Origin of the sequence: Frankia gtarii (assembly GCF_025403375.1) — a bacterium.
Taxonomy (GTDB): Bacteria; Actinomycetota; Actinomycetes; order Frankiales; family Frankiaceae; genus Frankia; species Frankia gtarii.
The window spans coordinates 1-22,723 of record NZ_JAMPTM010000090.1; the positions used below are offsets into that span (position 1 = coordinate 1).

Here is a 22,723-nt window from a genome sequence, read left to right on the forward strand (position 1 = left end):
AGGGTGGCGAGGGCGGTGGTCACCAGGTGACGCATGAGCGCAGGGTCCCTGCCACGGTAGCTCCGCAGGAACTCCTCGGGGTCGATCACCACCCGGCCGGCGGACTCGTGGGTGGCTTCCCACGGGCCGAGCTCGGCGACCCGACCGGTGCGGATCACCATGTAGGTCAGGTCGTCGGCGCCGAAGTAGTCGGACTCGATCACCTCGACCGGGTGCAGGACGCCGAGCTGGACCCGGACCTCCTCCCACGCCTCCCGCCGCACGGTCTCGTCGATCGAGGACTCCCCGCGCTGCACGTGCCCGCCGGGGATGTCCAGCCCGCGGGCGAGGTCGGCGACGACCAGCCGGCCGTCGTCGGTGACCGCCACCACCGCGGCGCTGGTCACCTGCTCGAACGGCGGGTCCGGTGACGGCCCGAGGCAGCTCAGCGTCATCTCGCCGTCCTGGCGGTGCCGCACGGGTCGCCGGTCCTCGTCCGCATTGGTCAAGGCAGGACTCCTCCGGTGGGTTCGGCTTCCTGTCTACCGTGTCGTGTCAGGCGCTGTTGACAGTTCGGTCAGGTCGTCCGGCGGACGTGAGGCCGTGTCGGATCCGGTGCTGTGCCGGATTCAGGGCTGTGCCGGCGGGGTGGGTGATAGGTTGGATTATTGGACCGACATCTCACGTCCGAATTGTCCGGGCGGCAGGGTCGGGGTCAGTCGGCGGGACGCGTGGTCGAGGGGATGGTCACCATGGCCGGTGCCGGGCGGGACTGTTCGATCGCCAATGCGCTCGGTGTCATCGGTGAGCGGTGGAGCCTGCTCGCGCTGCGCGAGGTGCTGCTCGGTGAGCGCCGCTTCGACCAGATCGCCCGCAACACCGGGGCGAGTCGGGACATTCTCGCGGCCCGGCTGCGCACCCTCGTCGAGCGCGGCGTGCTGGCCAGGGTGCAGTACCAGGAGCGGCCGCCGCGTTACGAGTACGTCCCCACCGAAGCCGGCCGCGCGCTACGGCCGATCATGCTCGGGCTGATGGAGTGGGGCGACCGCTACGTCACCGACGGCCCGGGGCCGACCAGGTGGGAGCACGACTGCGGCGCCGAGCTGCATCCCGAGATGGTGTGCGGGCACTGCCACGCGCCGGTGCTGGCGGGGACCACCCGCCTGGTCCGGCTCGGCCAGGTGCGCTGACCTCCCGCAGACACACCCTTCGCCGCCGACGAGCTTTCCGCACCCCCGTCGTGGTTCCCAGCCTCGGGGCTCTGTGCTGCGCGGATGGCCGGATCACGCCGGTTGGTCGTAATGCGGAGGGTCGCTGGTCGGCTGCGGTTCATCGGGCGTCCATCGGTGACCCCTAGCGTCCCCCTTCGGCCGTGTCGACGGCTGCTACCTGGGGAAACGACGGGAGATTCCGATGCGGGAATCAGGGGGGAGTGTCGTGGCGTCGAGACGACTTCACCGATGGACGGTCGCGGGGCTGGCACTGACGGTGCCGCTGGGCATCGTCGCGGGGCAGGGGGTGGCGTCGGCGGCGCCGGAGCGGGGCGCCTCGACGGTGCCGACGGTGGTGGCGACGGGAACGCTGCCGAACACCGGGTTGGCGGAATTTTCCAACGGCCTGATCCCCGGCTCGGTGGACGCCGACCGCGGTGTCGACCTCGGCGGAATCGGCAGCGATCTGTACCCGGCCGGACCGCCGAACGAGTTCTGGACCGTCACCGACCGCGGCCCCAACGGGCAGATCAAGGTGAACGGCAAGAACCGGCGGACCTTCCCGGTCCCCGGCTTCGACCCGGCCATCCTCAAGGTGCGCGTCGTGGGCTCCACCATCAAGGTCCTGGACGCCCTGCCGATCACCACCGCGCACGGAGCACCCGTCACCGGCCTGTCGAACATCGACGGCTACGACGAGACTCCCTACACCTGGGACGCCCAGACGAAGCTTCCGCTCAACCCGAACGGTCTGGACACGGAGGGCCTCGTCCGCACGCGCAGCGGCGAGTTCTGGCTGGTGGATGAGTACAGCCCGTCCCTGCTGCGGATCAGCGCCCGCGGAAAGGTGCTGGCCCGGTACGTCCCCGCCGGCCTGAAGCTGACCGGGACGGACTATCCCGTCATCGCGTCACTGCCCGCCATCCTCGCCAACCGCAAGATCAACCGCGGTTTCGAGGGTATCGCCCTCGCACCGGACGGCCGCACCCTCTACCTGTCCGTGCAGAGCCCGCTGCTGGTGCCGGACAAGGACACCGGCGAGGCGTCGCGCAACACCCGGATCTTCCGCTTCGACACCGCCAGCAACAAGGTGACCGGCGAGTTCGTCTACCGCCTCGAGGACGTCAGGACCTTCGACCCGAGCGCCGACGGTGACCCCGCCGAAATGAAGGTCTCCTCGCTCGCGGCCGTGGACGCGCACACCCTGCTCGTCGACGAGCGCACCGACCCCGTCGCCCGCCTCTACACCGTCGACCTGCGCAAGGCCACGAACATCCTCGGCACCGCGTGGGACAACCCCGCGACCACCCCGTCGCTGGAATCCCTCGCCGACCCGGCCGCGGCCGGCGTCAGGGTGCTGCCGAAGAGCCTCGCCGTCGACCTCGAGGCCGTCCCCGGCATGCCCGACAAGGTCGAGGGCGTCGCCGTCCTCGGCCCCCGCACCATCGCCGTCGCCAACGACAACGACTTCGGCCTCGGCACCTTCGACGCCAACGGCCAGCTCATCGACTCCGGCGTCGAAAGCAAGATCCTCCTGCTCCGCCTGAACCGCCCGCTGTCCTGACCGTGCGTTCTCGGCTGGCCGGCGCCGCGGCGCAGGGGAACCCAGCCGGGTAGCGGTGACTCGCCGGGTCCGTGGCAGCACGGATCCGGCGAGTCGGTGGCACTGTCGATTGGGAGAAATTTTCCGGTTGCCCGGCGGGGTCGGTCGTGGGCACCGCTCATCGACGATGCGAGGGGTGGGACGCCGTGTTTCCTGAGCGGGAGAGCCGTTACCTGGGCGATGTCGTCGCCCTGCTCCGCGGGTTGCTCGCGGACCAGCTGACAGCCGTCTACCTGTTCGGCTCGGGGGCCTACGGCGATTACGACCCGGGCCCTAGCGACCTGGACGTTCAAACATTCATCGACGGCACGCTCGAACCGGCGGTTCGGACCCGGCTCATCGAGGAGCTCGACCACACGGCGCTTCCGTGTCCCGCCCGCCGGCTCGAATTCGTGTGCTACGACGTCCGGGACGTCACGCCAGTGGCTCGCCATCCGCAGTACCAGCTCAACCTCAATACCGGCACTGACATTGCCCGCCACGTCTCGACCGATCCGTCCACCGAGTCGAGCCACTGGTTCCTGCTCGACCAGGCGATCGGCCGCGACCTCGGCCGGACCCTGTACGGACCGTCGCCGGCGGACCTGCTGACAGCGGTCCCGCGGGCCTGGCAGCTCTCCGCGATCCTCGACTCCCTGGCCTGGCACGATTCCAGCGAGCCGGCAACGCCCAACCGCGTCCTCAACGCCTGCCGGGGCTGGCGGTATGCCGAAACCGGGAACTGGGGCTCCAAACGGCAGGGCGCCCGCTGGGTCGCCACCCACCATCCGGATCTCACCGTCGTGTCCGCCGCGCTGACCAGCCGCCACGACTACGGCACCGTCGACTCTCACGCAGCCGACGACCTCGCCATCCGAACGCGCACCGCCGTCAACGCCGCAATCAGGACCACCACGGCACCGTCCTGATCGGGGGCTCGGCTCCGAGGGGCTGGCAGGTGCAGGGGTCCCGCAGGACCGGTGTGGGTTGCTCTCTGCCAGGTAAGTCCTTCTGTGATCGTCCGGTTCACGTGCTACACCCGGAACTGCCGCGCGACGCCGCGTGTGGCCCGAACTCGGGTCCGGACAGGACGTTGTTTTCCGGCAGCTCTCTGGGAACCGGGGGAGCGCGCGCCACGTCGAGTCGAAATGGGAAGCCTCTTCCTTGCAATGCGGACGGAGAACAGATGTACGCCTTCGCCTCGATGCGGATGCGGATGCGGACGCGGGCGGCCAGCGCGGTCACCGTTACCTGCGTGGCTGCGCTGCTCGGCGGCTGCGGGTCCTCGCCCGCGGGGCCCGAGCCCCCGGGGCCGGCGGTGCCTTACCGGCTCTACACGCACTGCGGCATCAGCGAGGCGCTCTACCAGGACCGCTACTACGAGCTGGTCCCGCCGCTGCACGACGGTAACCTCAACCCGCCGGACGGCTGGGGTAACCCGTACCAGCCGGGGACCCTGAGGCCGGTGAACGAGACGCAGGTCGTCTTCACGGACGACGCCGGGCACAGCGTCACCTTCGCACTGCGGCCCGGTGCCACCACGTGGAAGCAGCTCTGCGATTGACCCTCCCGTCACGCGGCGCGGGCCCGCAGGCGTCGAGCACCTCGGCGACGTCTCTCGTCCATCATCCGACGGCAAACCGATTCGCCCGGGCACACCGCGGCGTCGTTCACGGCCGGTCGGCATGCCGGACCTGACGGTGCCGTGATCGCGGTCGGAGAGGCGTGGCCGCCGACCCTTGATGTCTCGGGCAAGCCTCGGACACAGCCAGCCGCCGCGAACCGCCGCGAACCGCCGCCCCTCGCGAGGCCGCCGCCCACCTGAAAAGGCCCCCGCCAGCAATTTCGCGGGGTCACCCCCGGCGAATTCTGGGTGGTGCGGGAGGGGGGACTTGAACCCCCACGCCCTAGGGCGGCAGGACCTAAACCTGCTGCGTCTGCCATTCCGCCACTCCCGCGTGGTTTCCAGGGTAGCGAGGACCGGCACCACGGTGGCATTGCGGTTCTCCGAAGCGTCGATCGGCGGTCACCGTACGCTGTCAGGCCGGTTCGGATGTGTCTCGTCGGGTCCGGGAAGTTTGGGGGGATGGCGGCCGGAGACGTACAGAACGGCGAACAGGGCTCCCGTGGTCGGCCGGCTTCCTTCGTCCGACGGTCGCCTTGCCGACAGGTGCGGCAGCCGCGCTGTCGCCAGCCCGACCCGCACGGGCAGCCGCCCGGCGGCAGTCTGGTGCTGCGCCGGTCCGCGCGAGGACGACTGGGAGACGACAGCAGATGACCACCACGGAGGCCCCGGGCATCGCCGCGACCACCGACACCGCGAGTCCCACCACCACCGCGAGTCCTACCGGCGCTACTGGCACTGGCACCGACTCGGCCGCCATCAGCCCGCCCACCGCCGATTCGCTCCCCACCAGCTTGGCCAGCGCCGGCTCTCCCAGCACTGATGCGACCGACGCCGGCCCTGCCGACACCCCGTCCACCTCGGGCGGTGTGCCGGTGGGTGCCGTCGACTCCGAGGTCGACCAGGGTGTCGGAGCAGGCGCTTCCCGGCGGCATCTCGCGGCGGCGAGCGCTCCCGGTGGTGGGCATCCGACGGCGTCGGGTGCGGCGGTGGCCGACGGGGCCGCGCGGACCGTGTCCCGCCTGGGGCGGTCCGGGCCGCGGCACGCCGCTCAGCGTGCTCTGCTCGAACGCAATCGGGCGTTGACGCTGATCCACTCCGGGCGGGCGACGACCGCGACCGTCGACACGCTGTGCGACACCGGCGTGCGGGTGAACGGTCGGGCCGTCGCCGAGGTGCACCTGCTCGTCGATCGGCCGGGGGGCGCGCCGTATCCGGTGGTGCGCAGCGCGGTGCTGCCCGTCGCGGACATGGATCTCAGCCGCGCGGCGATCGCCTCGTCCGGCCGGCCGCGGCGCATCCCGGTGCTGGTCGACCCGCGGCGACCGGAGAACGTGCTGCTGCGCTGGGACCTGCGGCCGGCGAGCTAGGCCCGGCAACCCCGGCGCGCCGCGGGGGGAAGGCGGGCAAAGGCTTGTGCGCGAAGCGGGTCGGTCAGGCGGTGGCGAGGTTGAGATCGCGCAGGAGCTTGGCGACGTGGCCGGTCGCGCGGACGTTGTACTGGGCCACCTCGACCCGGCCGTCGGCGCCGATGACGAACGTCGAGCGGATCACGCCGACGGTCTTCTTCCCGTACATCGTCTTCTCGCCGAACGCGCCGTAGGCGGCCAGGACGCTGCGTTCCGGGTCGGACAGCAGCGGGAACGTCAGGGATTCGTGGTCGCGGAACTTCACCAGTTTCGCCGGCTTGTCGGGGGAGATCCCGAGGACGTCGATACCGGCGTCGTTGAGCTGGGCGAGGCTGTCCCGGAAGTCGCACGCCTGCTTCGTGCAGCCCGGCGTCGACGCGGCCGGGTAGAAGTAGACGACGACGCGGCGGCCCCGGAACGACGACAGCGACACCTCGTTGCCGTCGGCGTCGGGCAGGGTGAACTCGGGGGCGGGGTCGCCGGGGGCGAGACGGGCGGCGCTGGCGGTCTCAGTCATGGCCCGAAAAGTAGTCGTGGCCTGCGCGAAACGGCAAACCGCCCCCGTCCGCCGGCCGGCCGTCTCGTCCGCGGGGAGGAGACGGCCGGCCGGCGGCCGATCGGATCGCCGGATCGGGTGGGCCGGTGGATCGGGGTGGGACGCCGGGTCAGCTCGTGGCGGTGGCGGCGGCGCGGAAGCCGTCGGGGGTGAGCTGGGCGCTGGAAAGCTGCTTTCCGCCGATGATGACGGTCGGCGTACCGGTGACGCCGGCCTTCGACGCGTCGCTGTCGACCTTGGCGACGTAGCCGTCGTAGGTGCCGTTGTTCACGGCGTCCTTGTAGGCCTGCGAGGTCAGGCCGGCCTTGGTGCCGAGGGTGAGCAGGGTGTCCCTGGTGAACCCGCCGGTGTTCTCCTTCGGCTGGTTGGCGTAGAGGACGTCGTGGAGCTGGCGGAACTTGCCCTCGTTCGCGGCGGCGGCCGCCGCGTTCGCCGCCCGCTTCGACTCGGGGCCGATGAACGACATCATGTGATAGTCGATCTTGATCTTGCCCTGGTCGAGTAGGGCGCGGATCGTCGGGCCGGTCTGCGTCTCCAGTGCCTCGCAGGCGGGGCACTGGAAGTCCTCGTACATGTCCACCGTCACGGGGGCGGACGCCTGGCCGACGACGATGCCGCCGTCGGTCCCGGTGGCCGCGGCCGGCAGCACGACCGGCTTCGACTCCTCCCGCGAGTTCTGCACGGCGAAGCCGATCACCCCGACGATGATGAGCACCACGACGACCACCCCGGCGACGATCAGGTTGCGTCGCCGCCGTTCCTGGGCCGCCGCGGCGGCGCGGGCGGTGGCGGCCTTCGTCCGCCGATCCTCGGCGCCCGCCTTGCCGCGGCGAGCCGGACCCGATCCGCCACCGGCTCCACCCGCGGGGTTCGTCCCTGCCGGCGAGTTCGTTCCCGCCGCCGGGTTCGTCCCGGCGCCGCCGCGTTCCGCGGACCTGGCCGCGGTCGGGGCGGTCCGGCCGTTTCCGCCCTTGCCGCGGGTCTTAGAGTTCGAGGCCATCTGCGTCACTCCCGGAACGATCGTTGACCGGTTGGTCGAGGAGGCGGTCCACGGCGAGGTAGCCGCCGGGCCGCCAGGCGAGCAGCGTGGCCGCGACGAGCAGGAGGCTGTCGCGGACCAGCTCGGAGGTGTAATGCGTGGGGGCGTCGGCCGTCAGGTCGCCGCCGGAGGAGAAGCAGCCGCAGTCGATGCGCAGGCCGCGGGCCGCCGCCGAGGCGATGGCCGCGATGTAGACGGCGAACATCAGCGCCGACAGCAGCGCGGTGACCCGCACCGCGAGCCCCACGATGAGCAGCACGCCGAGGGCGATCTCCAGGAACGGCACGCTGTAGGCCACGGGCTGCACCAACGCCTCGGGCAGGATGCGAAACGCCCGCACCGAGCGCAGCATGCCGTCCGGATCGTTGACCTTCAGCAGGCCGGCGACGAGCCAGACTGCGCCGAGGGCCAGGCGAAGGACGGTGGAGATGCTTCGGCTCGCCGGCTGCGTCGGCGTGGTGAGACGGTAGGCGATCGTGTTCATTACCGGGCTTCTGGTCCGGACCGCTCGGCGGTCAGCTTGGGCAGGTCGTCGATGTACGCCTGGACACCCGTGCCCGCCAGGTACAGCGCGCGGATCCGGTCGTCCCGGGAGAAGGCGATCACCTGGGAGCCGTGGGTCACCAGAACGGAACCGTCGGCCTGCACCTCGGGCTTCTCCAGAGGAACGCCGAGGGCTTCGGCCTGGGTGCGGATCTGGCCGAACGTGCCACGGACACCGATGAAGGTCGTGTCGAACTGCTTAAGCCAACGACTGAGAACCGGCCCGGTATCCCGATCAGGATCGGTCGTCACGAAAACGACCGCGACCTGCTGTCGTACATCCGGTTTGACCTCGGTGAGCGCCGCGGAGATGTCCGCCATCGTCGTCGGGCAGACATCCGGGCAGTGTGTGTAGCCGAAGAACAGCAGGGTGATTTTCCCTTTTGTCCGCTCCCGCAGGTCGAAGGGACTTCCGTCGGTATCGGTCAGGTTCAGGGCGGGTTTGGCCAGCTGCTGCGCCGGGACGGTGCCGTGCAGCCCGTCGTTGCCGCCGTCGCCCGCGTCGACGATGGTCACCCCGTTGTTCGTGCCGGTACCGGCACAGGCGGTGACCAGCAACATCGACGAGACGGTCAACGCCGACCCGAGGACACCGAGTAGCAGCTTCGGCCGGCGTCGACCGGCCGCCGGGGCTCGCGGGGACGGTGGCGCGGGCGGAACCGCCTGGCGGAAGGGAGACCGGCCGAGGCGGGTGGAGACCTCGTGACGAGGACGGATCAGGGACATGACACTCCAGAAGCGGGCGCCGCGAGCGCGCGCGGGATCGCCGTCGGCCGGCGGCGAGCGTGATCACATGTGATTGCCGCGGACGCGGTGGACGACGGGCTGGCGGGGGGCGGAACGGGACACGCGGCGATGGAACAGGCGACGGCGGTACAGCCCCCGGCCCGGCCCACGGCGCAGCCGGGTCAGGCTGCGGCGACCCGCCACGGCGCATCCCGGAACGATCTGCTGGCGACCGGCGCCGGCGGGCCGCGCCGGGCGACGGCGTGACGCAGCAACAGCAGGCGCGGCCGCCCCGCCGAGCCGGCTCGCCGGGCCCGAACGAGCCGCGGGGCGGGCGCCGAAACCGGCGAGATTGCCGGCAGCGCGGGCAGCCGGCGGGCCAGCAGCCGACCGGCGGCGGCCAGCACCTCCGCGCCCCGCCGGGCCCACCAGAACATCAGCGCTGCGGCCAGGGCGTGGGCGAGCAGCATCGCCAGCGCGGCTGCGACGGCCGAAGCGGACCCGGCCCCGGAGCCGAGCATGGCCAGGGCGCCAAGGTGCCGGTGACCCGCGGCCGATGCGTCGCCTGACCCGGTCCTGGCGGCGACCCGCCGGGCGGCCGCCAGTAGCGCCGGATCGACGTGCGCCAGCCCCGGGCCGACCGCTGTCCCGGCGGCGTGCACGGTCGGCGAGGCCCCGGCCTGGTTGCCATGGCACAGGAGCACGCCGAGCAGGGAATCGCCGCGCGCTGCTCGTAGCCCGGCCCCGTAGCCGCCGGCGGCGAGCGCCGCGTGCAAGAGCCCCTGAACGGCGAGCAGACCGCCGAACGACCGCGGCCCGCCGATCTGGTGGGACTGGTGGGACTGGTGGGGCTGGCGGCGCGCCCACGGGTCGGCCCGCCGCGCTGCCATCACCGAACGGACGGTCTCGGCCGAGGCGGCGAGCAGGACGGTGACCAGTGCGACGAGAAGTAGCCGGCCGGGTGCGGGCGCCTGGCCGGCCAGGGGGAGATGGGCGAGCAGCGCCCAGGCCACCGCCGGCACAGCGAACGCGGCTCCGGCGAGCGCCCCGCGGGGGATCGCGCCGACGAGCACCCGGCCGTGCAACGGCGGGGATGGGCGCAGCGGGTGGGATAGGTGCAGTGGGTGGCAAGAGCTAGGCGGGCATGGCGGGTCAGGACTGGTCGGCCCGAGGCGACGCCCGCCCGGGTCCGACCGCCGCCGACCGCCACGCACAGCCATCAGCGTAATGTCCTGCGACTCGAGATCTCCGGCCAGTCCGGTCCGGTGTCGCCGAGCTGGTCGACGGCCGCGACTGTGCCGCAGATACGGGCTGTGGTCCGCGGCCGGGGGGCAGGCGCCGAAGTGGGGGCAAGCCGGCACGCGGGGTCAAACGTGAGAGACCTCCTGGCGACCACTCGACGTTTCTCCTCGCCGGGGGGTGGTCGGTCTGGCACGATCGGAATAGGCCGGCCGCAACCGACAGGGCCACACCGGCGCGGTCGCATCCGGCAGGGTCGCACCTGACGAGGATGTCCGCGGTGCGGCGTCGACGTGATCGGCGCGCATCGTGACCGCCGCCATCCGTACCGGACGAGAGGGCAACATTCGTGCCGCAGGACCCGGCCGTCATCCAACAGCAGATCGAGGAGACCCGCGCCGAGCTGGCCGCGACGATTGACTCGATCGCCGAGATCGTCAGCCCACGCCGGATCGCCGACCGCACCCAGGAGCAGCTCCGGATCAGGACCGCCGAGCTCCGGCAGCGCTACGGGCCCGCCCTCGGGATCGGGCCAGGGCCAGGGCCGGGCGCGCCGCAACTACCGGCGGGGTCCGGCGCCGCGGCCGGCGGGGTGCTGGCCCCCGGGCGCGGGCCGGGCGCCGGGCCCGGGGCGCACCGGCTGTCCCCACGAGACGTCGCCTTCGTGCGGGTCGTGCGGTGGGATCGGGTGGCACTGGTCGGTGGGGGGCTGCTGCTGTTCGCCGGCGGGGTCCGGCGTCGCCGGCGGCGGTCCACGCGCCGCGGATGAGCCCGCAGGTACCACCGGGCCGGGTGGTGCTGCTGCGTCACGGGGAGACCGAGTGGAGCCGGCTCGGTCGGCACACCGGAAGCACCGACGTCGATCTCACCGCCGAGGGGGAGCGCCAGGCCGCCGGGCAGGCCGCCCGGCTGTCGACGTGGTCCTTCGGCCTCGTCGTGACCAGCCCCCGAATGCGGGCCCGGCGCACCGCCGACCTTGCCGGCCTGGTCGCCACGCCCGAGAGGGGGCGGGAGGTCTGGGACGACCTGGCCGAATGGGACTACGGCCGCTACGAGGGGATCACCACGGCGACGATCCGTGAGTCGGTGCCCGGCTGGACGGTGTGGACCGCGCCGGTGCCCGGCGGCGAGACCGCGGAGCAGGTCGCAGCGCGCGCCGACGCCGTGCTGGGCCGGCTGCGTCCCTGGCTGGAACATTGCGATGTCGCGCTCGTCGGGCACGGGCACATGCTGCGGGTGTTGCTCGCCCGCTGGCTCGGCCTGCCGTCGCGGGCGGGGGCGTACTTCGTGCTGGCCGCGGGCGGGCTGTCGGTGCTCGGCCACGAGCACGAGGAACCGGTGGTCGAGGCCCTCAACCTGCCCGCCTGACCGCCGTCGCTACATCCATCGCTACAAGTCGCCGCTGCGCCGCAGGCCGGCCAGGGCGACGATCCCGGGCAGGACCGGTAGCCAGAAGCTGATCACCCGGTAGACGAGGACGACGGCGAGCATGGTCGCGGCGTCGCCGCCGGCGGCCGCCAGCCCGAAGGCCAGCGCGGGTTCCAGGGCACCGACCCCACCGGCTGTCGGCGCCACGCCGGCCACCATGGAGCCGACGAGGTAGACGGTGGCCACCGACATCATCGAGATGCTGGCGCCGAAGGCCCAGACCGTGCACGCCAACGCCAGGATCTGAAACAGGCGGGTACCGGCCTGGGACAGAAGCAGCACGGTGGTGCGTCCAGGGGAGTGGGCGAGGACCGACATGTGGGTGCGGAAGGCACGGGCGGCTGGCCGCGCCATCGCCCGCACCCGGGGGTGGGCGATGGTCCCGGTCACGAGCGCGCACACGACCACGCAGCCGACCAGGACCGGCCCGGTGCCGATGCCGGTGAGGGTGGAGCGGACCGGGCTGACCACCGCTTCGCCGATCCCCGAGCCGCTGAGCGTCCCGGCGACGATGACGATGCCGACCAGGTGGCTGACCGCGCCGGCGGCCTTGATCGACGCGATGGCGGCGAGCGCCGCGGGCCGGGTCATCCCGCGCTTCTCCAGGAAGCGCAGGTGGACCGCGATCGCACCGAGGCCGGCGGGGACGATCCGGTTCGTCGCCGCGGCCGCGACCTGGACGCCCGTCACCGTGCGCAGCTCCACCCGCAGACCACTGGCCGCCCGCATGGACAGGCCGTTGGCAACGTAGAACAGCGCTGTGCAGCAGACGCAGGCGGCGAGCCAGTGCCAGCGAGGGGCGGGCACCCCGGACAGCCGGGAGGCGGCGTCCCCGCGGAAGCGCACCGCCAGCACCACCAGCAACGCCGCGACGACGATGCCGCACACCACGGGCCGGCGCCGGGACCGCGCCGGACCGAGGGCGAGGGGCCGGTCGAAGACGTGACGGTCGGAATCGGTGGCACCGGTGGGACTGCCGGCCGAGATCGTCGCGGGCTCGTGCGCGCTGACCCCCTCCTGCGCGCTGACCCCGTCGTGGGTCGGCCTCGCCGGGCGCGGGCGCTGGCGGGTCAGCGGTTCGCTCTGGTGCGGTGGCGGACCGAGGGGCGGTGCAGTGACGCTGTCCGTGCCGAGCAGGACCGGGATCTCTATGGCAACCCCCGTAGGGCCGGAGCAGTGGTCACGATCGTGACGATGGAGACGCAGGTCACGGTACGCGAGTTGACTGAACAACAGCTGAAGCATCCGCATTGTCGGCCTAACTAACTCCGGTCGGCGGCGGATGGAGCGGGCAAATCTCCCGGTGGTGCCGATGTCGTCCGCGCGGCCGGTGTGTCGCCGGGCCATCCGCCGGCGCAAGGTGGTGCTATGCGCTGGTCAGCGGCACGGGAAGGGATCCCGAAGTCGCGCGCCGAGAGAGGCGGCCGGCGCGTCGATGATTGCGAGTCGAGCGATGTGCGGGCCATTCCGCGACCTCCTGCACGTATCGGTACGAAACATGCCAGAGATATGCGGCGGAAAAGTTGTTCTCACACTTTTTCGGCCGATTTGGGACTAACTGGTGGGGAGGCGCGCGGGCGTCGAGGCTCGATCAGGAACCGCAGGCCGCCTCCAGCGAATCCTCCTGGCGCGGCGGATCCGGCTGGCGGGGGAGATCGAACCAGACCTGCTTGCCCGGCCCCTGGTCGTCCAGGATGTCGACGACACCCCACTGCAGCGCCAGCGCGGCGACGAGGTGCATGCCCCGCCCGGACTCGTCATCCTCGCCGGCGGGCTTCAGCGCCGGATGCTGCGTCGTGCCGTCGTCGACGGCGATGCGGATCCGGTCGGTCTGCAGCGTGAGGCTCAGACACAGCGCCCCCCTCGCGCCGACGAACCGCACGGCGTTCGTCACGACCTCGCTGACGAGTAGCTGCGCGACCTCGACGGTCTCAGGGCGGCGCCAGGCGGCGAGCAGCTCGGCGACCAGGCGGCGGGCCCGGCCGGCGGCGCGGGGATCGGCGGGCAGGTCGAAGCGTGCGGTCAGTGCTCCGGCCACGCCTCACCTTCCGTGAAATCGGTCGGGACGGCCTCGTCCTCCGTTGCCGTCCTCGCGCCGGGCAAGCTGCCCGATGACGCGTACGTGCCACACCGTTCGCCATCTCAAACCTGCACGGTCTGTGGCCCTCGGTCGCCTTCACGACCGCGTTCCGCATCTGGATACCGCGCTCCGGGGTCATTCGGGGCGACGACGCGCCGCGGGACACAGCGCGGCATGCGGCACGGGCGGGGTCCGCCGAGGCTCAGATGACATCGATGCCGTCCAACACCGATCCGCGGTGTGCCAGCCATGCCTGCGTGACCTCGTCGACCTGCGCCTGGTCGATGCGCGCCGCCGCCGCCGACAGCTCGGCCTCCCGATCCGACCCGGGCCCAGGCCGGTCCGGCTCGCCGCCCGGCCGACGCGGCGGCTCCTCGCGGCCCGGCCGGCCCGGCCGGCCCGGACGGAGGTCCGGCCCGCGGTTGTGCGGATTAGGCGTGCTGGAACCGCCCGCCCCGATCGGGCGGTCACGGCCGGGACCACCTGGGCGACCCTCGTCCGGCGCCGCGCCACCCGGGCCGCCGGTGGGCGCCGCGTAGGGCGATCGGCCGTTCGACGGGGGCGCACCGGTGGGGGGCCCGGCCCGGTCTGGCTGGGGCGCCTGGCCCCGGGGCCGCCGCTCCCGCGGGTCGGGGCCGGGCCATCCCGGCCCACCCTGCTCGGGATGACCGGGCAGATCGCCGTCTGCGCGCCAGCCGGTGGAGCGCCGTTCGGGCGGGACGTCGCCGCGTTGCGGCAGGCCACCGCCGAGCGTGGCGGACCGTTCGTGGTCGGCTCTCGACGGCACGGGGTGGCGCGGGCCGCCCGCTGCATCGTCGCCGCCGCGGCCCGGCGCAAGCCGCGGTCCGGCGTGGCCCTGAGTGGTAGTCGGGGTGGCCCGCATACGCGGGTCCTCGGGTCGGCCGGGCCCGCCTGGTCCGTTTGGACGTCCCGGGTCTCTGGGGGCGTCGGACCGCCCCACTCCCGTCGGGCCGGCGACGTCAAGCCCCCGGGGTGGCCCGGACCAGTCGCCGACCGCGCCGTCCACCGGACCCCGGGCTGCCGGGCCGCCAGCCCGAGTCTCTGGGGCGTGCTGGTGCGGGGCGTGCTGGTGCGGGGCCCGGGTGCCGTTTGCCCGCGCCGACGCCATCTCCACCGGGCCGGAGATCGGCGGTGCGGGCCGGGACGCCGGCACGGACACCCGCCCGGCATATTCGGGCGGCATGCTGTGATCGACCGGCTGGGCCGGGTTCGGGGCGGCGTCCGGTGGGCGGTCCTGCCGCTGCCCGCCCACACCGGTCGCGCCGCCGGCCGCGAACCGGGGCTGCATGCTGGTCGGGCGCGCGGGGACGTCCGCAGGTGGGCCCGATCGGCCGCCGGCCGTGGGCGGCGCCAGACCCGGCAGGGCCGAACCGAACTCACCCGGCCGTTCCCGGCCGACGTCGCCGGCGATCGGGAACGCACCCGTGGGCCGCGACTGCGCCGGGGGCGACCCGCCGGCCGCGGGCGCCGGGGCGAAGCCGGGTGCCCCGGGCTGGCGCGGCGTCCCCGGTGACGGCGGCGCGGTGCCGGGCAGGTTCGATGTACCGGCCGTCGGATGGGCTGCCGTGCCGTTGGGGTGGGCCGCCGTGCCGTTGGGGTGGGCCGCGTAGTGGCGGCCGGCGGAGCTGTCTTCGCGGCCGACTTCCGCGGCCGGCCGCCGGCCCGGATCGTTCATCCCGGGCAGCCGGGGGAGCGCGCCGTTCGGATGTGGTCTGCCGGGGGTCGCCGGGATGCGCGGTGCGGGGCCCGTCGGCCGGGGAGCGATCGGCTGCGCGGACGCGGCTGGCGGCGGGTAGCCGGTGTAGCCGTCGCGGGCGCGGTCCAGCGGGCGGTCAGCGTCGCCGGACCCGGTGTCGCCGTATGCCGCAACCGCAGGCAGCGGGCCAGCAGGCCGCCCGGGCGCCGAGGGCGGCGGGCCAGGATGGGCGGGCGGCGGCGGTCCGGCGGCAGGTCGGGTGCCCGGCATGGCCGGCTGGCGCGATTGTGCCGCGACGTGCGTCGGGGGATGACCCGGACCCGGCGGCGGGACGTTGCCGCGGTCCTGTCCGGTGTCCTGGGGCACCTCGATGCCGCGATCGTCGCGCCTGCGGCCGACGAGAGCGCGGCCGTCGTGATGCCGGTCGCTCGTGCCGTGATCGTCGAACCGCCGGTCCGCTGGCCGCCGGTCGTCGAAGCTCCGAGGGGCGGGGCGCTGGTCGTCGAACCGCTGGTCGTCGGGGCGCTGGTCGTCGAACCGCCGGTCGTCGAACCGCCGGTCGTCGGGTCGCTGGTCGTCGAACCGCCGGTCGTCCGGTCGCTGGTCGTCGAATCGCTGGTCGTTGACGCGCTGGTCGTTGGTTTCGGGGGTGGTGCGGCTGTCTCGGCTGCGCTCCCGGCCGTCGTAGCCGATGACCGGTGGGGGAGGCGGGGGGCCGGTGTCGGCAGCGCGGGCGTTGCTGTCGGCCCCGGATCCGACGTGGTCCGGCTCGACCTCGTCGTTGCGGCTACCGGGCCCGGCGTCCTGCGAGATACCGGTGATGGCCATGATCGAGGCGCATGGCCAGAGTCGATCGCAGCTCAGGCAGAGGTCGAACTCGTTCGGCTGGTGCAGATCGATGAGTGTGATCAGCGAATGGATGTGCTCAATGATCTTCGGGCCGACCAGAACCGGCCCACGCGCGATGACGTCGAGCTCGGAGCGCAAACGCCCGTGATATTGCTCGACGTCGGCAAGACGCGGATCGTCCATCACAGGCAGCATGCACCATAGCGGGCGAGAGGGTGCGAACGGCGTAGAACCATTGAGGGTGCCGTCACGGCTGACTCACAGTCTGCGTCCGATGGGCGGCGCGCGGAGACGCTGACGGTTTTCTCCTCCTCACCTGCCGTGAGCGTGGCGGCGGGCCGCATGGCCGGTGGGTACGCGGTCACGTCCCGCCCGGGGTCCCACGGCTGCAGCGGCAGGGCGGCACTAATCGCTGGTCAGGAGCGGTCCGGCCGGACCTCGTCGGTGCGCCGAACCTGCCGCATCAGCCCCTCCTGAAGGCGGGCGAATTCCTCGATGTAGGGACTTTCGACCTGGCCGGGGGCACCTCCGGGCTCCTTGCCCGGCCCGGAGCGATCGAATGGTTCGAATCCCGAGAACTGACCGCCACTGTTCGGTGGCATCCGGTCAGGCTGGCCGTCGAAGGTGGGGTAATGGCCACCGGACGCGGGGCCGCCACGGTCAGTCGGCGCGTCGTAGCCGGGGCCGTATGGCGGCAGGCTGCCAGCACCCCCTGCGCCGGCACGCTCCTGACCGTTGTCGAAGGCGGGGTAATGCGTGCCGTTCTGGGCGGCGTTCCGTTCGGCGGAACCTCCGTCGTAGGCGAATCCCGAGCCGTTGGGAGCGGCGGCACCAGGGGCGATCGAGAGCGGGGCACCGCGCAGGCCATCACCGGACGGGTCCGACGGCTCCGTCGGCAGGAAGCCCTCGGTCGCCGGGTAGATGCGGGCGGAGAGGCTCACTGACATCGGGTCGCTGCCGTAGGTGATGACGTCGACCTGATCCTCCGCGCTGATCCCACCGTTGCGGGCCAGATCGACGAAGCGGAACAGGTCGGCCCAGCGCAGACCATCGAGATCGACACTGATGCGCAATGCCATGGTGGTGCCCCATCCCTGAGGTTCGTGACGTGCCGACGGTTACCTGGGCGCCAACGGACGATCGAGAGGTGCCACGGCACGCCGCCCGTCAGCGCCAGCCCGGGCAGCGATGGGCGGCAGCTTATACCGCGTTGGGAGACCATTCCCCATCCGGGGAGGTTCGGTGGGCTCTGCTCCGATAGTGCACGATGCCGGCAACGCCGATTGCGTGCATCAATTCGTTGCCTCAGGTCGATGAGCTGCGCGATGTCGAGTCGGCGGGCCGGGACCGTGGAGCTGCCCGGCGCGGCGACGCCGGGTGCAAAGGCCATAGGTGGCGGTGACCGGATCCGCCGGCTCACGCCCGGTTCGCTCGCCCTCCGCGCACGCGAAGACTGCCGCGGGTGCCGCGAGCCCTGCGTGGGCGGGTAGTGTCCGACCCTGTGAGCGTTGTGTCCGGCGGTGTCAACGGTGTCGGCGGCGTGGCTGGGGCGGACATGCAGGCGGGTGTCATGCAGGCCGGAGCGCTGCCGATCAGGCTTCTCCACGACCGGGTGCTCGTCGAGCCCCAAGAGGATTCCGCGGACCGGCGGTCGAAGGCCGGCATCGTCATCCCGCCGACCGCGCACATGGGCAAGCGGTTGTCATGGGCCGACGTCGTCGGGGTCGGCACCGCGGTGCGCACCATCCAGGTCGGCGACCGGGTGCTGTTCGATCCCGAGGACCGCGCCGAGGTCGAGCTGCAATCGACAACCTACGTCCTGCTGCGGGAGCGCGACGTGCACGCCGTCGCGGCCGAGCGGCTCGACGACGGGCCCGCGGGTCTCTACCTCTGAGGCTTCGCCGCGGGACGTGGCCGTCCCCGTGGGGTCCGTGCACGCGATCCGTCGACCACCTGGCGCTGCCCCTGGGCCCGAGTGGTGTACGGTGCCGCATCGATCGGGATAGAGGCGATCCGCCCGGGTCGTGACGTCCGGGGTGTGAATGTGGTGGGAGCGACACCGCGCAGACGGCCCCCTGTCTGGCCTGACGCGGTTGCGCCCCGTATCCTTCGCTCGGCTTTGGAGATCCGCGTTCAGGCCGGGACCCTTGGATGTGGCGGAGGCACCGGGAAATGCGGATATAAGGCACTGCATCCCCCATCCTCTGGGTCATTGCGTACCGTAGCCAGCCGATGTCGCGGGGTGTCGTGTTGCATGACCCCCCGTGTTCGGCGGGAACCACTACCCACGGGTTGGCATAACCCCTGGGTGAACGACGGCAGAGAAAGGAAGGGGACGCATGGCTCGTGACTTCGACGCTCGGCGAAGCACGGATGTCGAGGAGGACGAGCTCCAGGAACAGAGCCTGGAGACGCTCAAGGCGCAGCGCGCGGGCGCCGCGGCGGATCTCGGGGACGACATGGACGCCCTCGAGGCCGAGCTGGACCTGCCCGACTCCGAGGTCCGCGACGAGGAACTGTCGCTGCGGGTGCTTCCTCGGCAGGCGGACGAGTTCACCTGCACCCAGTGCTTTCTGGTGCAGCACCGCAGCCAGCTCGCGGATCCGCGTCGCGTCATCTGCTCGGACTGCGCGGCCTGACGGGGTCGGGGGAACGGCGGTCGGCACGGCGGGCGTCATGACCGGCTCGACGCCCCCGGTCGGCCCGCCGCCGCCCCCGCCCGGGCCAGCACCATCAGCACCATCAGCACCGCCAGCACCGGGAGATAGCCGCGACGGGGATGACCCCGGCGGGGTGTTCACCCACGCCGGGCGGCGTGCCGCGACCGCGTCCGTGACCGTGGCCGCCGTCCTGCTCATCTACTACGGTCCGCCGATCTACGAGGCCGACCAGGGGATGATGCTGGCCGCCCGCATCGTGATCCTTGCCGTCGGCCTCGGCCTGCTGGGATGGCGGATCCCTGCGGCAGCCAGCCGGGACACGCCGTACCAGCGTCATGTCGTCCGGTTGTTCGCCGGCATCTACTGATCTGTTCGCCGACATCTGCGCCACCGTGGCGCTGTTCACCACCGCCGGCTCCGCGCTGCGGGCATCGGGAGTTCTCCGGCCTGGGCCGCGGGGCTGATCGCGATGGCCGGTGGGGCACCCGAACGCGGGTCCCCGGGCTGGTGCCCCCGATCCGTTCGCCGGCCCGTGAACCGTGGTCCCGCGCTGGCCCGCCCGCTGCCTGGGGCGGTCTTTGCGGGACTGTCCCGCTCGCCGAGCCGGCGGCCTGCCGGGTCTCCTCGCGGTCGGGGATGTCGGCTCGGGGACGGTTGCGCGCGGCGAGTCGTCCCGTCCTGTCCGGCCTGCCCCGTCGTCGAGCTGACGGCGGCCGCGCCCGGCGGGCCGCGACAGGTTGCTCATACGACTGAGTAGCTGTACCACTACCGAGGGCGAACTTGCCGTGGGGGGTGGTGCGGGATGCTCGACGAACAATCACCGGTGCCCGATGCTGTCCCGTCTCATCCCCTCACGCTCTCCGGTCTGCCTCTGGTGCGCGGCCATTTCGTTGTGCCGGCCACTCCGCCTGACTGCCTCGACCGGCCCCGACTGCGCCAGGCACTCGACGAGGCGGTGACGCGCCCACTCACCGTGGTGCGGGCCCCGGCCGGGTGGGGTAAAACCACGCTGCTCGCCGGTTGGGCCGCAGCCCGGGCCGAGCGGCCGCCGCTCGTCTGGATTCGGATCGATCCGGCAGTTACGCCGGCGGTGCCCGACGGACCGAGCGTGCCGTTGTGGTCGCAACTGCTGCACGGCCTCGGTCGCGCCGGCCTCCTTCCGGCCGGCTCCGATCTCGCCCGCCCCGGTGCCGGTGCGGCGCACCATCTGCCCGACCACGGCTATCGGCAGCTGGCCAACCTGGTCGCCGACCTGCCGGCGCCGTTCGTGCTCGTTCTCGACGACGCCCACCTGCTTCGCCGACGCCAAGACCTCGACGGGCTGGAACTCCTGATCAACGAGGCCGGCGAGCGTGCCCGGACGATCCTGGTTGGTCGGGCCGTGCCGGTGGCGTTGCACCGGCTGCGCGTCGCCGGGCGGGTCACCGAGATCGACGCGGACGCACTGGCGTTCACCCGGCCCGAGGCTGCCGACCTCCTGCAGGCGCAGGGATTGCCGGCGACGGACGGGTTGGTCGACAACCTGCTACACGCCACCGAGGGATGGCCGGCCGGCCTGCGCCTGGCGGCGGGAGCCCTGGCCCGCGGCGCGGCGGCCCGGCTCGGTGGGTTCCCGCCGAGGACATCGGTGGCGTCCGCATCGGCGCCGGCCGAGGGGCGGACGACGGCCGCGGATCTGGATCCTTGGTCCACCTCGCTGGCCACGACGCCGGAGATCGTCGAGTTTCTGCGCGCCGAGCTGCTCGCCCGTCAGTCCCCGGATGTCCACCGTTTTCTGCTGCGTACCAGTGTGCTGGAGTCGATGACCGGTTCGCTGGCCGACGCCGTCGTGGGCGAACCGCATCTCGCCGCTCCGGCATCGGCCGGCACCGGAGCGGAATTGCTTGCGGAGCTCGCGGAGCGGTCCGGCTTCGTGGTCGTGCACCCCGACGGCAGCCGGTTTCGGTACCACCGGCTGCTCGCCGCGCTGCTGCGCTCGGACCTGACCCGGGATCACACCGAGGACATCGACGAGCTGCACCTGCGGGCGGCGCTGTGGTTCGCCGCGCACCGCCGGCCGGCGGAGGCGGTGCGGCACGCGGCGTGGGCCGGCGACTGGTGGTATGCGTCCTGCCTGCTCGTCGACGGCATTGGGATGGTGGACGCGCTGTGCGGTCCCACGCTGCGCCTGCGGCCCATCCTCGCGGCGATGCCGGCGTCGTGGGTGTCGTGGGCGCCCGAATGCGCGCTCGTCGCCGCAGTCGGACATCTGCACCACGGCCGAGTGGCGAAGGCGACCCGGTGCCTGGAGGTGGCACGCGTGGCGATCGCGGCGTCGGCCGTCTCCCGGCGTCGTTCGCTGTCCACCCAGGCCGACCTCGTCGAATTGCGCCGGGCCGAGCTGGTCGGGGCCGGCGAGGAGATGCTCGGGGTGGCTCGCCGGCTGTTGCGCGCCGGCCCGGAGTCCGGCATCGGCCAACGGCGGGGCCCCGGCCGGCGGGTGGCAGCGCCAACCCGTGCCGACAACCCCGCGCTCAACGCCGAGCAGACCGACGGGCCGTCTGAGCGGGACACCGATCGCCTCGGCGAGGTCGTCACGGCGCTGGCCTGGTGCGGGCGGGGGCGGGCGGAGCTGTGGCTCGGCCGTGTCGAGCCCGCGGTGGACGCACTCACCGAGGCGGTCGAGGCGGCCCGGCTGGCGGATGCCCGGATGATCGAGATCTCCGCGGCCGGCGCATTGGCGCTCGCCCACGCGCTACGGGGCCGGCTTCGGCTGGCCGAGTCGGCGGCCGCGACGGTGCTCTCCGCGGTTGGCGAGCTCGGTGCCGGCTCCGGCGAGCCGACACTTCCTGCTCTCGCCACGGTGGGAGATTTCGAGACGACGATGGGTTCCCTTGCCGAGATGGTTGGCGGGGGAATCTCAACGCACAGTGATGCAATGGTTGCAACTTATCCGGGGATGGTCGGTGCCACCGAGGCGCATCTTGCGATGGCGATGGTGGGCATCGCCCGCGCCGACGGGGAACAGGTAGCCGGCCATCTCCAGGCCGCCCGGGCCGGACTGGGCCCTGGGTGTCCGCCGCATCTGCTCGATCTCCTCGCGGTGCTGGACGCGCGGTCACGGTGCCGGCGAGGCAGGCCGGACGACGTGCGGGCCGCCCGCCGCCTGCTGATCGGGCGCGGGCGACCGGCCGGTCCGCCGCTGTGCCTGTCGCTATGGCAGGCCGTCGAGGTCGACCTGCTGCTCGCGGTCGGCAATGCCCAGGCAGCGCGGCAGGTGCTGGGGCGCCCGGCCGACGCCCGCCGTCCTGACCACGTCCTCGCGCTGGCCACGGCACGGGCGGATCTCGCCTGCGCGGATCTGGACGCGGCCGACAACGCGGTGGCCGGCCTGCTGCGCGCTGATGGCGGCGGGGGCGGCCCGGTCGTCGCCGCGTGCGCGCTCGCGGCCGTCGCCGCCGCCCGGCGTGACGATCATGCGCGGGCGACGGCGCTGCTCGCGCGGGCCCTAGTCCTCGCCGAGGACGAGGGGTTGGCCGCTCCGTTTCTCGATCTCGGCGATGAGCTGCTGGCGATGCTCGACGCGCATCCGGGGCTGACAGCCGCCCATCCCGAGTTCGTCGAAACCCTGCGTGCCGCCGCGGTGGCCGCGCCGGCGATGGGTGTCGTGGCATGGCGGGCGAGGCCAGGCGACCGATCGGGCGGGGTAGTCGCCACCGGGGCGGTCGCGGGGGTCGAGCTCCCGGCGAATCGTGGTACCGACCCGCACCGGGTGTCGCCGCAGACCGGGGCACGGGTCTCGGATGCGCTGGTGCCCGCCCCGGCCCAGCAGGTCTCGCCGGCCCAGCAGGTCTCGCCGGCCCGGCCGGTCCCGCCCGCCCGGTCCGCCGCCGCGGGCGGGCGGCTGCCGTGGCCGGCGTCCGGCAGCACGGCGTCCGTCCGGGCTGGCACCGGTGGTTCCTCGGCGGTCGCGGGCTCACCCCGCTCCCACATCCGCAGCGGTGGGAACACGAACCCGGCCGGCCCGGCGGACTGGCATCGCCGCCCGGCGCCGCCCACGCCATCTCGGCCGGGTTCGTGTTCCCACCGCTGCGGATGTGGG

At 72.8% G+C, this 22,723-nt stretch carries 21 protein-coding genes and 1 tRNA gene; 11 read left to right on the forward strand and 11 right to left on the reverse strand.

From position 1 onward, the window contains the following. On the reverse strand, nt 1-488 hold a 488-nt coding region (locus tag NBZ83_RS15110; RefSeq protein ID WP_261575215.1), incomplete at its 3' end, for an NUDIX hydrolase. A gap of 234 nt (nt 489-722) precedes the next feature. Between NBZ83_RS15110 and NBZ83_RS15115 the strand changes: the two genes are divergently transcribed. The 4 genes from NBZ83_RS15115 (at nt 723) to NBZ83_RS15130 (ending at nt 4,336) form a co-directional block, all read left to right on the forward strand. Continuing rightward, the gene (locus NBZ83_RS15115) at nt 723-1,169 is read left to right on the forward strand and encodes a winged helix-turn-helix transcriptional regulator (protein ID WP_261575226.1); all 447 of its coding nucleotides are present in this window, start codon (nt 723-725) and stop codon (nt 1,167-1,169) included. 247 nt (nt 1,170-1,416) lie between these two features. Next, nucleotides 1,417-2,754, forward strand: a complete 1,338-nt coding sequence (locus NBZ83_RS15120; RefSeq protein WP_261575216.1) for an esterase-like activity of phytase family protein — start codon at nt 1,417-1,419, stop codon at nt 2,752-2,754. 185 nt (nt 2,755-2,939) lie between these two features. Further along, entirely contained in the window at nt 2,940-3,701 is a 762-nt protein-coding gene (locus NBZ83_RS15125) for an aminoglycoside adenylyltransferase domain-containing protein (RefSeq protein WP_261575217.1), read from the forward strand. Nucleotides 3,702-3,958: 257 nt separating this feature from the next. Beyond that, entirely contained in the window at nt 3,959-4,336 is a 378-nt protein-coding gene (locus tag NBZ83_RS15130; RefSeq protein WP_261566179.1) for a hypothetical protein, read from the forward strand. A 310-nt stretch (nt 4,337-4,646) separates the two neighbouring features. Here the strand turns inward: NBZ83_RS15130 and NBZ83_RS15135 are convergent. After that, nucleotides 4,647-4,730: transfer RNA gene (locus tag NBZ83_RS15135), tRNA-Leu, on the reverse strand. Nucleotides 4,731-5,046: 316 nt separating this feature from the next. Between NBZ83_RS15135 and NBZ83_RS15140 the strand changes: the two genes are divergently transcribed. After that, nucleotides 5,047-5,766 carry a hypothetical protein gene (locus tag NBZ83_RS15140; protein WP_261575218.1) on the forward strand — a complete coding sequence of 240 codons (720 nt, stop codon included), beginning with the start codon at nt 5,047-5,049 and terminating at the stop codon, nt 5,764-5,766. Between the two features lie 64 nt (nt 5,767-5,830). Here the strand turns inward: NBZ83_RS15140 and bcp are convergent, their stop codons facing one another. The 5 genes from bcp to NBZ83_RS15165 form a co-directional block, all read right to left on the reverse strand. Then, nucleotides 5,831-6,322 (reverse strand): thioredoxin-dependent thiol peroxidase, encoded by a 492-nt coding sequence (gene bcp / locus NBZ83_RS15145; RefSeq protein WP_261566177.1) that lies wholly within the window; start codon nt 6,320-6,322, stop codon nt 5,831-5,833. Between the two features lie 148 nt (nt 6,323-6,470). Next, nucleotides 6,471-7,361 carry a DsbA family protein gene (locus NBZ83_RS15150; protein ID WP_261566176.1) on the reverse strand — a complete coding sequence of 297 codons (891 nt, stop codon included), beginning with the start codon at nt 7,359-7,361 and terminating at the stop codon, nt 6,471-6,473. Next, nucleotides 7,345-7,884, reverse strand: coding sequence for a MauE/DoxX family redox-associated membrane protein (locus NBZ83_RS15155; RefSeq protein ID WP_261575219.1), 540 nt, complete (start codon nt 7,882-7,884; stop codon nt 7,345-7,347). Before NBZ83_RS15155 ends, NBZ83_RS15150 begins: the two co-directional genes overlap by 17 nt. Continuing rightward, nucleotides 7,884-8,459, reverse strand: a complete 576-nt coding sequence (locus NBZ83_RS15160) for an SCO family protein (protein ID WP_261575220.1) — start codon at nt 8,457-8,459, stop codon at nt 7,884-7,886. Before NBZ83_RS15160 ends, NBZ83_RS15155 begins: the two co-directional genes overlap by 1 nt. A 392-nt stretch (nt 8,460-8,851) precedes the next feature. After that, on the reverse strand, nt 8,852-9,742 hold the full coding sequence (locus tag NBZ83_RS15165; RefSeq protein WP_261566173.1) for a hypothetical protein: 891 nt from the start codon (nt 9,740-9,742) through the stop codon (nt 8,852-8,854). Nucleotides 9,743-10,257: 515 nt separating this feature from the next. Here NBZ83_RS15165 and NBZ83_RS15170 point away from each other — a divergent pair. After that, nucleotides 10,258-10,677, forward strand: a complete 420-nt coding sequence (locus tag NBZ83_RS15170; protein ID WP_261575221.1) for a DUF3618 domain-containing protein — start codon at nt 10,258-10,260, stop codon at nt 10,675-10,677. Next, nucleotides 10,674-11,276 (forward strand): histidine phosphatase family protein, encoded by a 603-nt coding sequence (locus tag NBZ83_RS15175; protein ID WP_261566171.1) that lies wholly within the window; start codon nt 10,674-10,676, stop codon nt 11,274-11,276. Before NBZ83_RS15170 ends, NBZ83_RS15175 begins: the two co-directional genes overlap by 4 nt. Nucleotides 11,277-11,297: 21 nt before the next feature. On the opposite strand, the gene NBZ83_RS15180 is transcribed toward NBZ83_RS15175, so the two are convergent. The 4 genes from NBZ83_RS15180 to NBZ83_RS15195 all read right to left on the reverse strand — a co-directional run bounded on the left by NBZ83_RS15180 (nt 11,298) and on the right by NBZ83_RS15195 (nt 17,061). Then, nucleotides 11,298-12,581 carry a lysylphosphatidylglycerol synthase transmembrane domain-containing protein gene (locus tag NBZ83_RS15180; RefSeq protein ID WP_261566170.1) on the reverse strand — a complete coding sequence of 428 codons (1,284 nt, stop codon included), beginning with the start codon at nt 12,579-12,581 and terminating at the stop codon, nt 11,298-11,300. A 346-nt stretch (nt 12,582-12,927) separates the two neighbouring features. Then, complete coding sequence (locus NBZ83_RS15185; RefSeq protein WP_261575222.1) at nt 12,928-13,374, reverse strand: ATP-binding protein; 447 nt, start codon at nt 13,372-13,374, stop codon at nt 12,928-12,930. A gap of 244 nt (nt 13,375-13,618) precedes the next feature. Continuing rightward, entirely contained in the window at nt 13,619-16,165 is a 2,547-nt protein-coding gene (locus tag NBZ83_RS15190) for a hypothetical protein (protein ID WP_261575223.1), read from the reverse strand. Between the two features lie 233 nt (nt 16,166-16,398). Beyond that, nucleotides 16,399-17,061 (reverse strand): hypothetical protein, encoded by a 663-nt coding sequence (locus NBZ83_RS15195; protein ID WP_261566167.1) that lies wholly within the window; start codon nt 17,059-17,061, stop codon nt 16,399-16,401. Nucleotides 17,062-17,483: 422 nt separating this feature from the next. Between NBZ83_RS15195 and NBZ83_RS15200 the strand changes: the two genes are divergently transcribed. From NBZ83_RS15200 to NBZ83_RS15215, 4 genes are all read left to right on the forward strand, one after another. Beyond that, nucleotides 17,484-17,876 (forward strand): GroES family chaperonin, encoded by a 393-nt coding sequence (locus NBZ83_RS15200; protein WP_261566166.1) that lies wholly within the window; start codon nt 17,484-17,486, stop codon nt 17,874-17,876. 445 nt (nt 17,877-18,321) lie between these two features. Beyond that, the gene (locus tag NBZ83_RS15205) at nt 18,322-18,621 is read left to right on the forward strand and encodes a DUF4193 family protein (RefSeq protein ID WP_261566165.1); all 300 of its coding nucleotides are present in this window, start codon (nt 18,322-18,324) and stop codon (nt 18,619-18,621) included. 154 nt (nt 18,622-18,775) lie between these two features. Then, the gene (locus tag NBZ83_RS15210; protein WP_261575224.1) at nt 18,776-19,009 is read left to right on the forward strand and encodes a hypothetical protein; all 234 of its coding nucleotides are present in this window, start codon (nt 18,776-18,778) and stop codon (nt 19,007-19,009) included. A gap of 435 nt (nt 19,010-19,444) precedes the next feature. Beyond that, on the forward strand, nt 19,445-22,723 hold a 3,279-nt coding region (locus NBZ83_RS15215), incomplete at its 3' end, for a winged helix-turn-helix domain-containing protein (protein ID WP_261575225.1).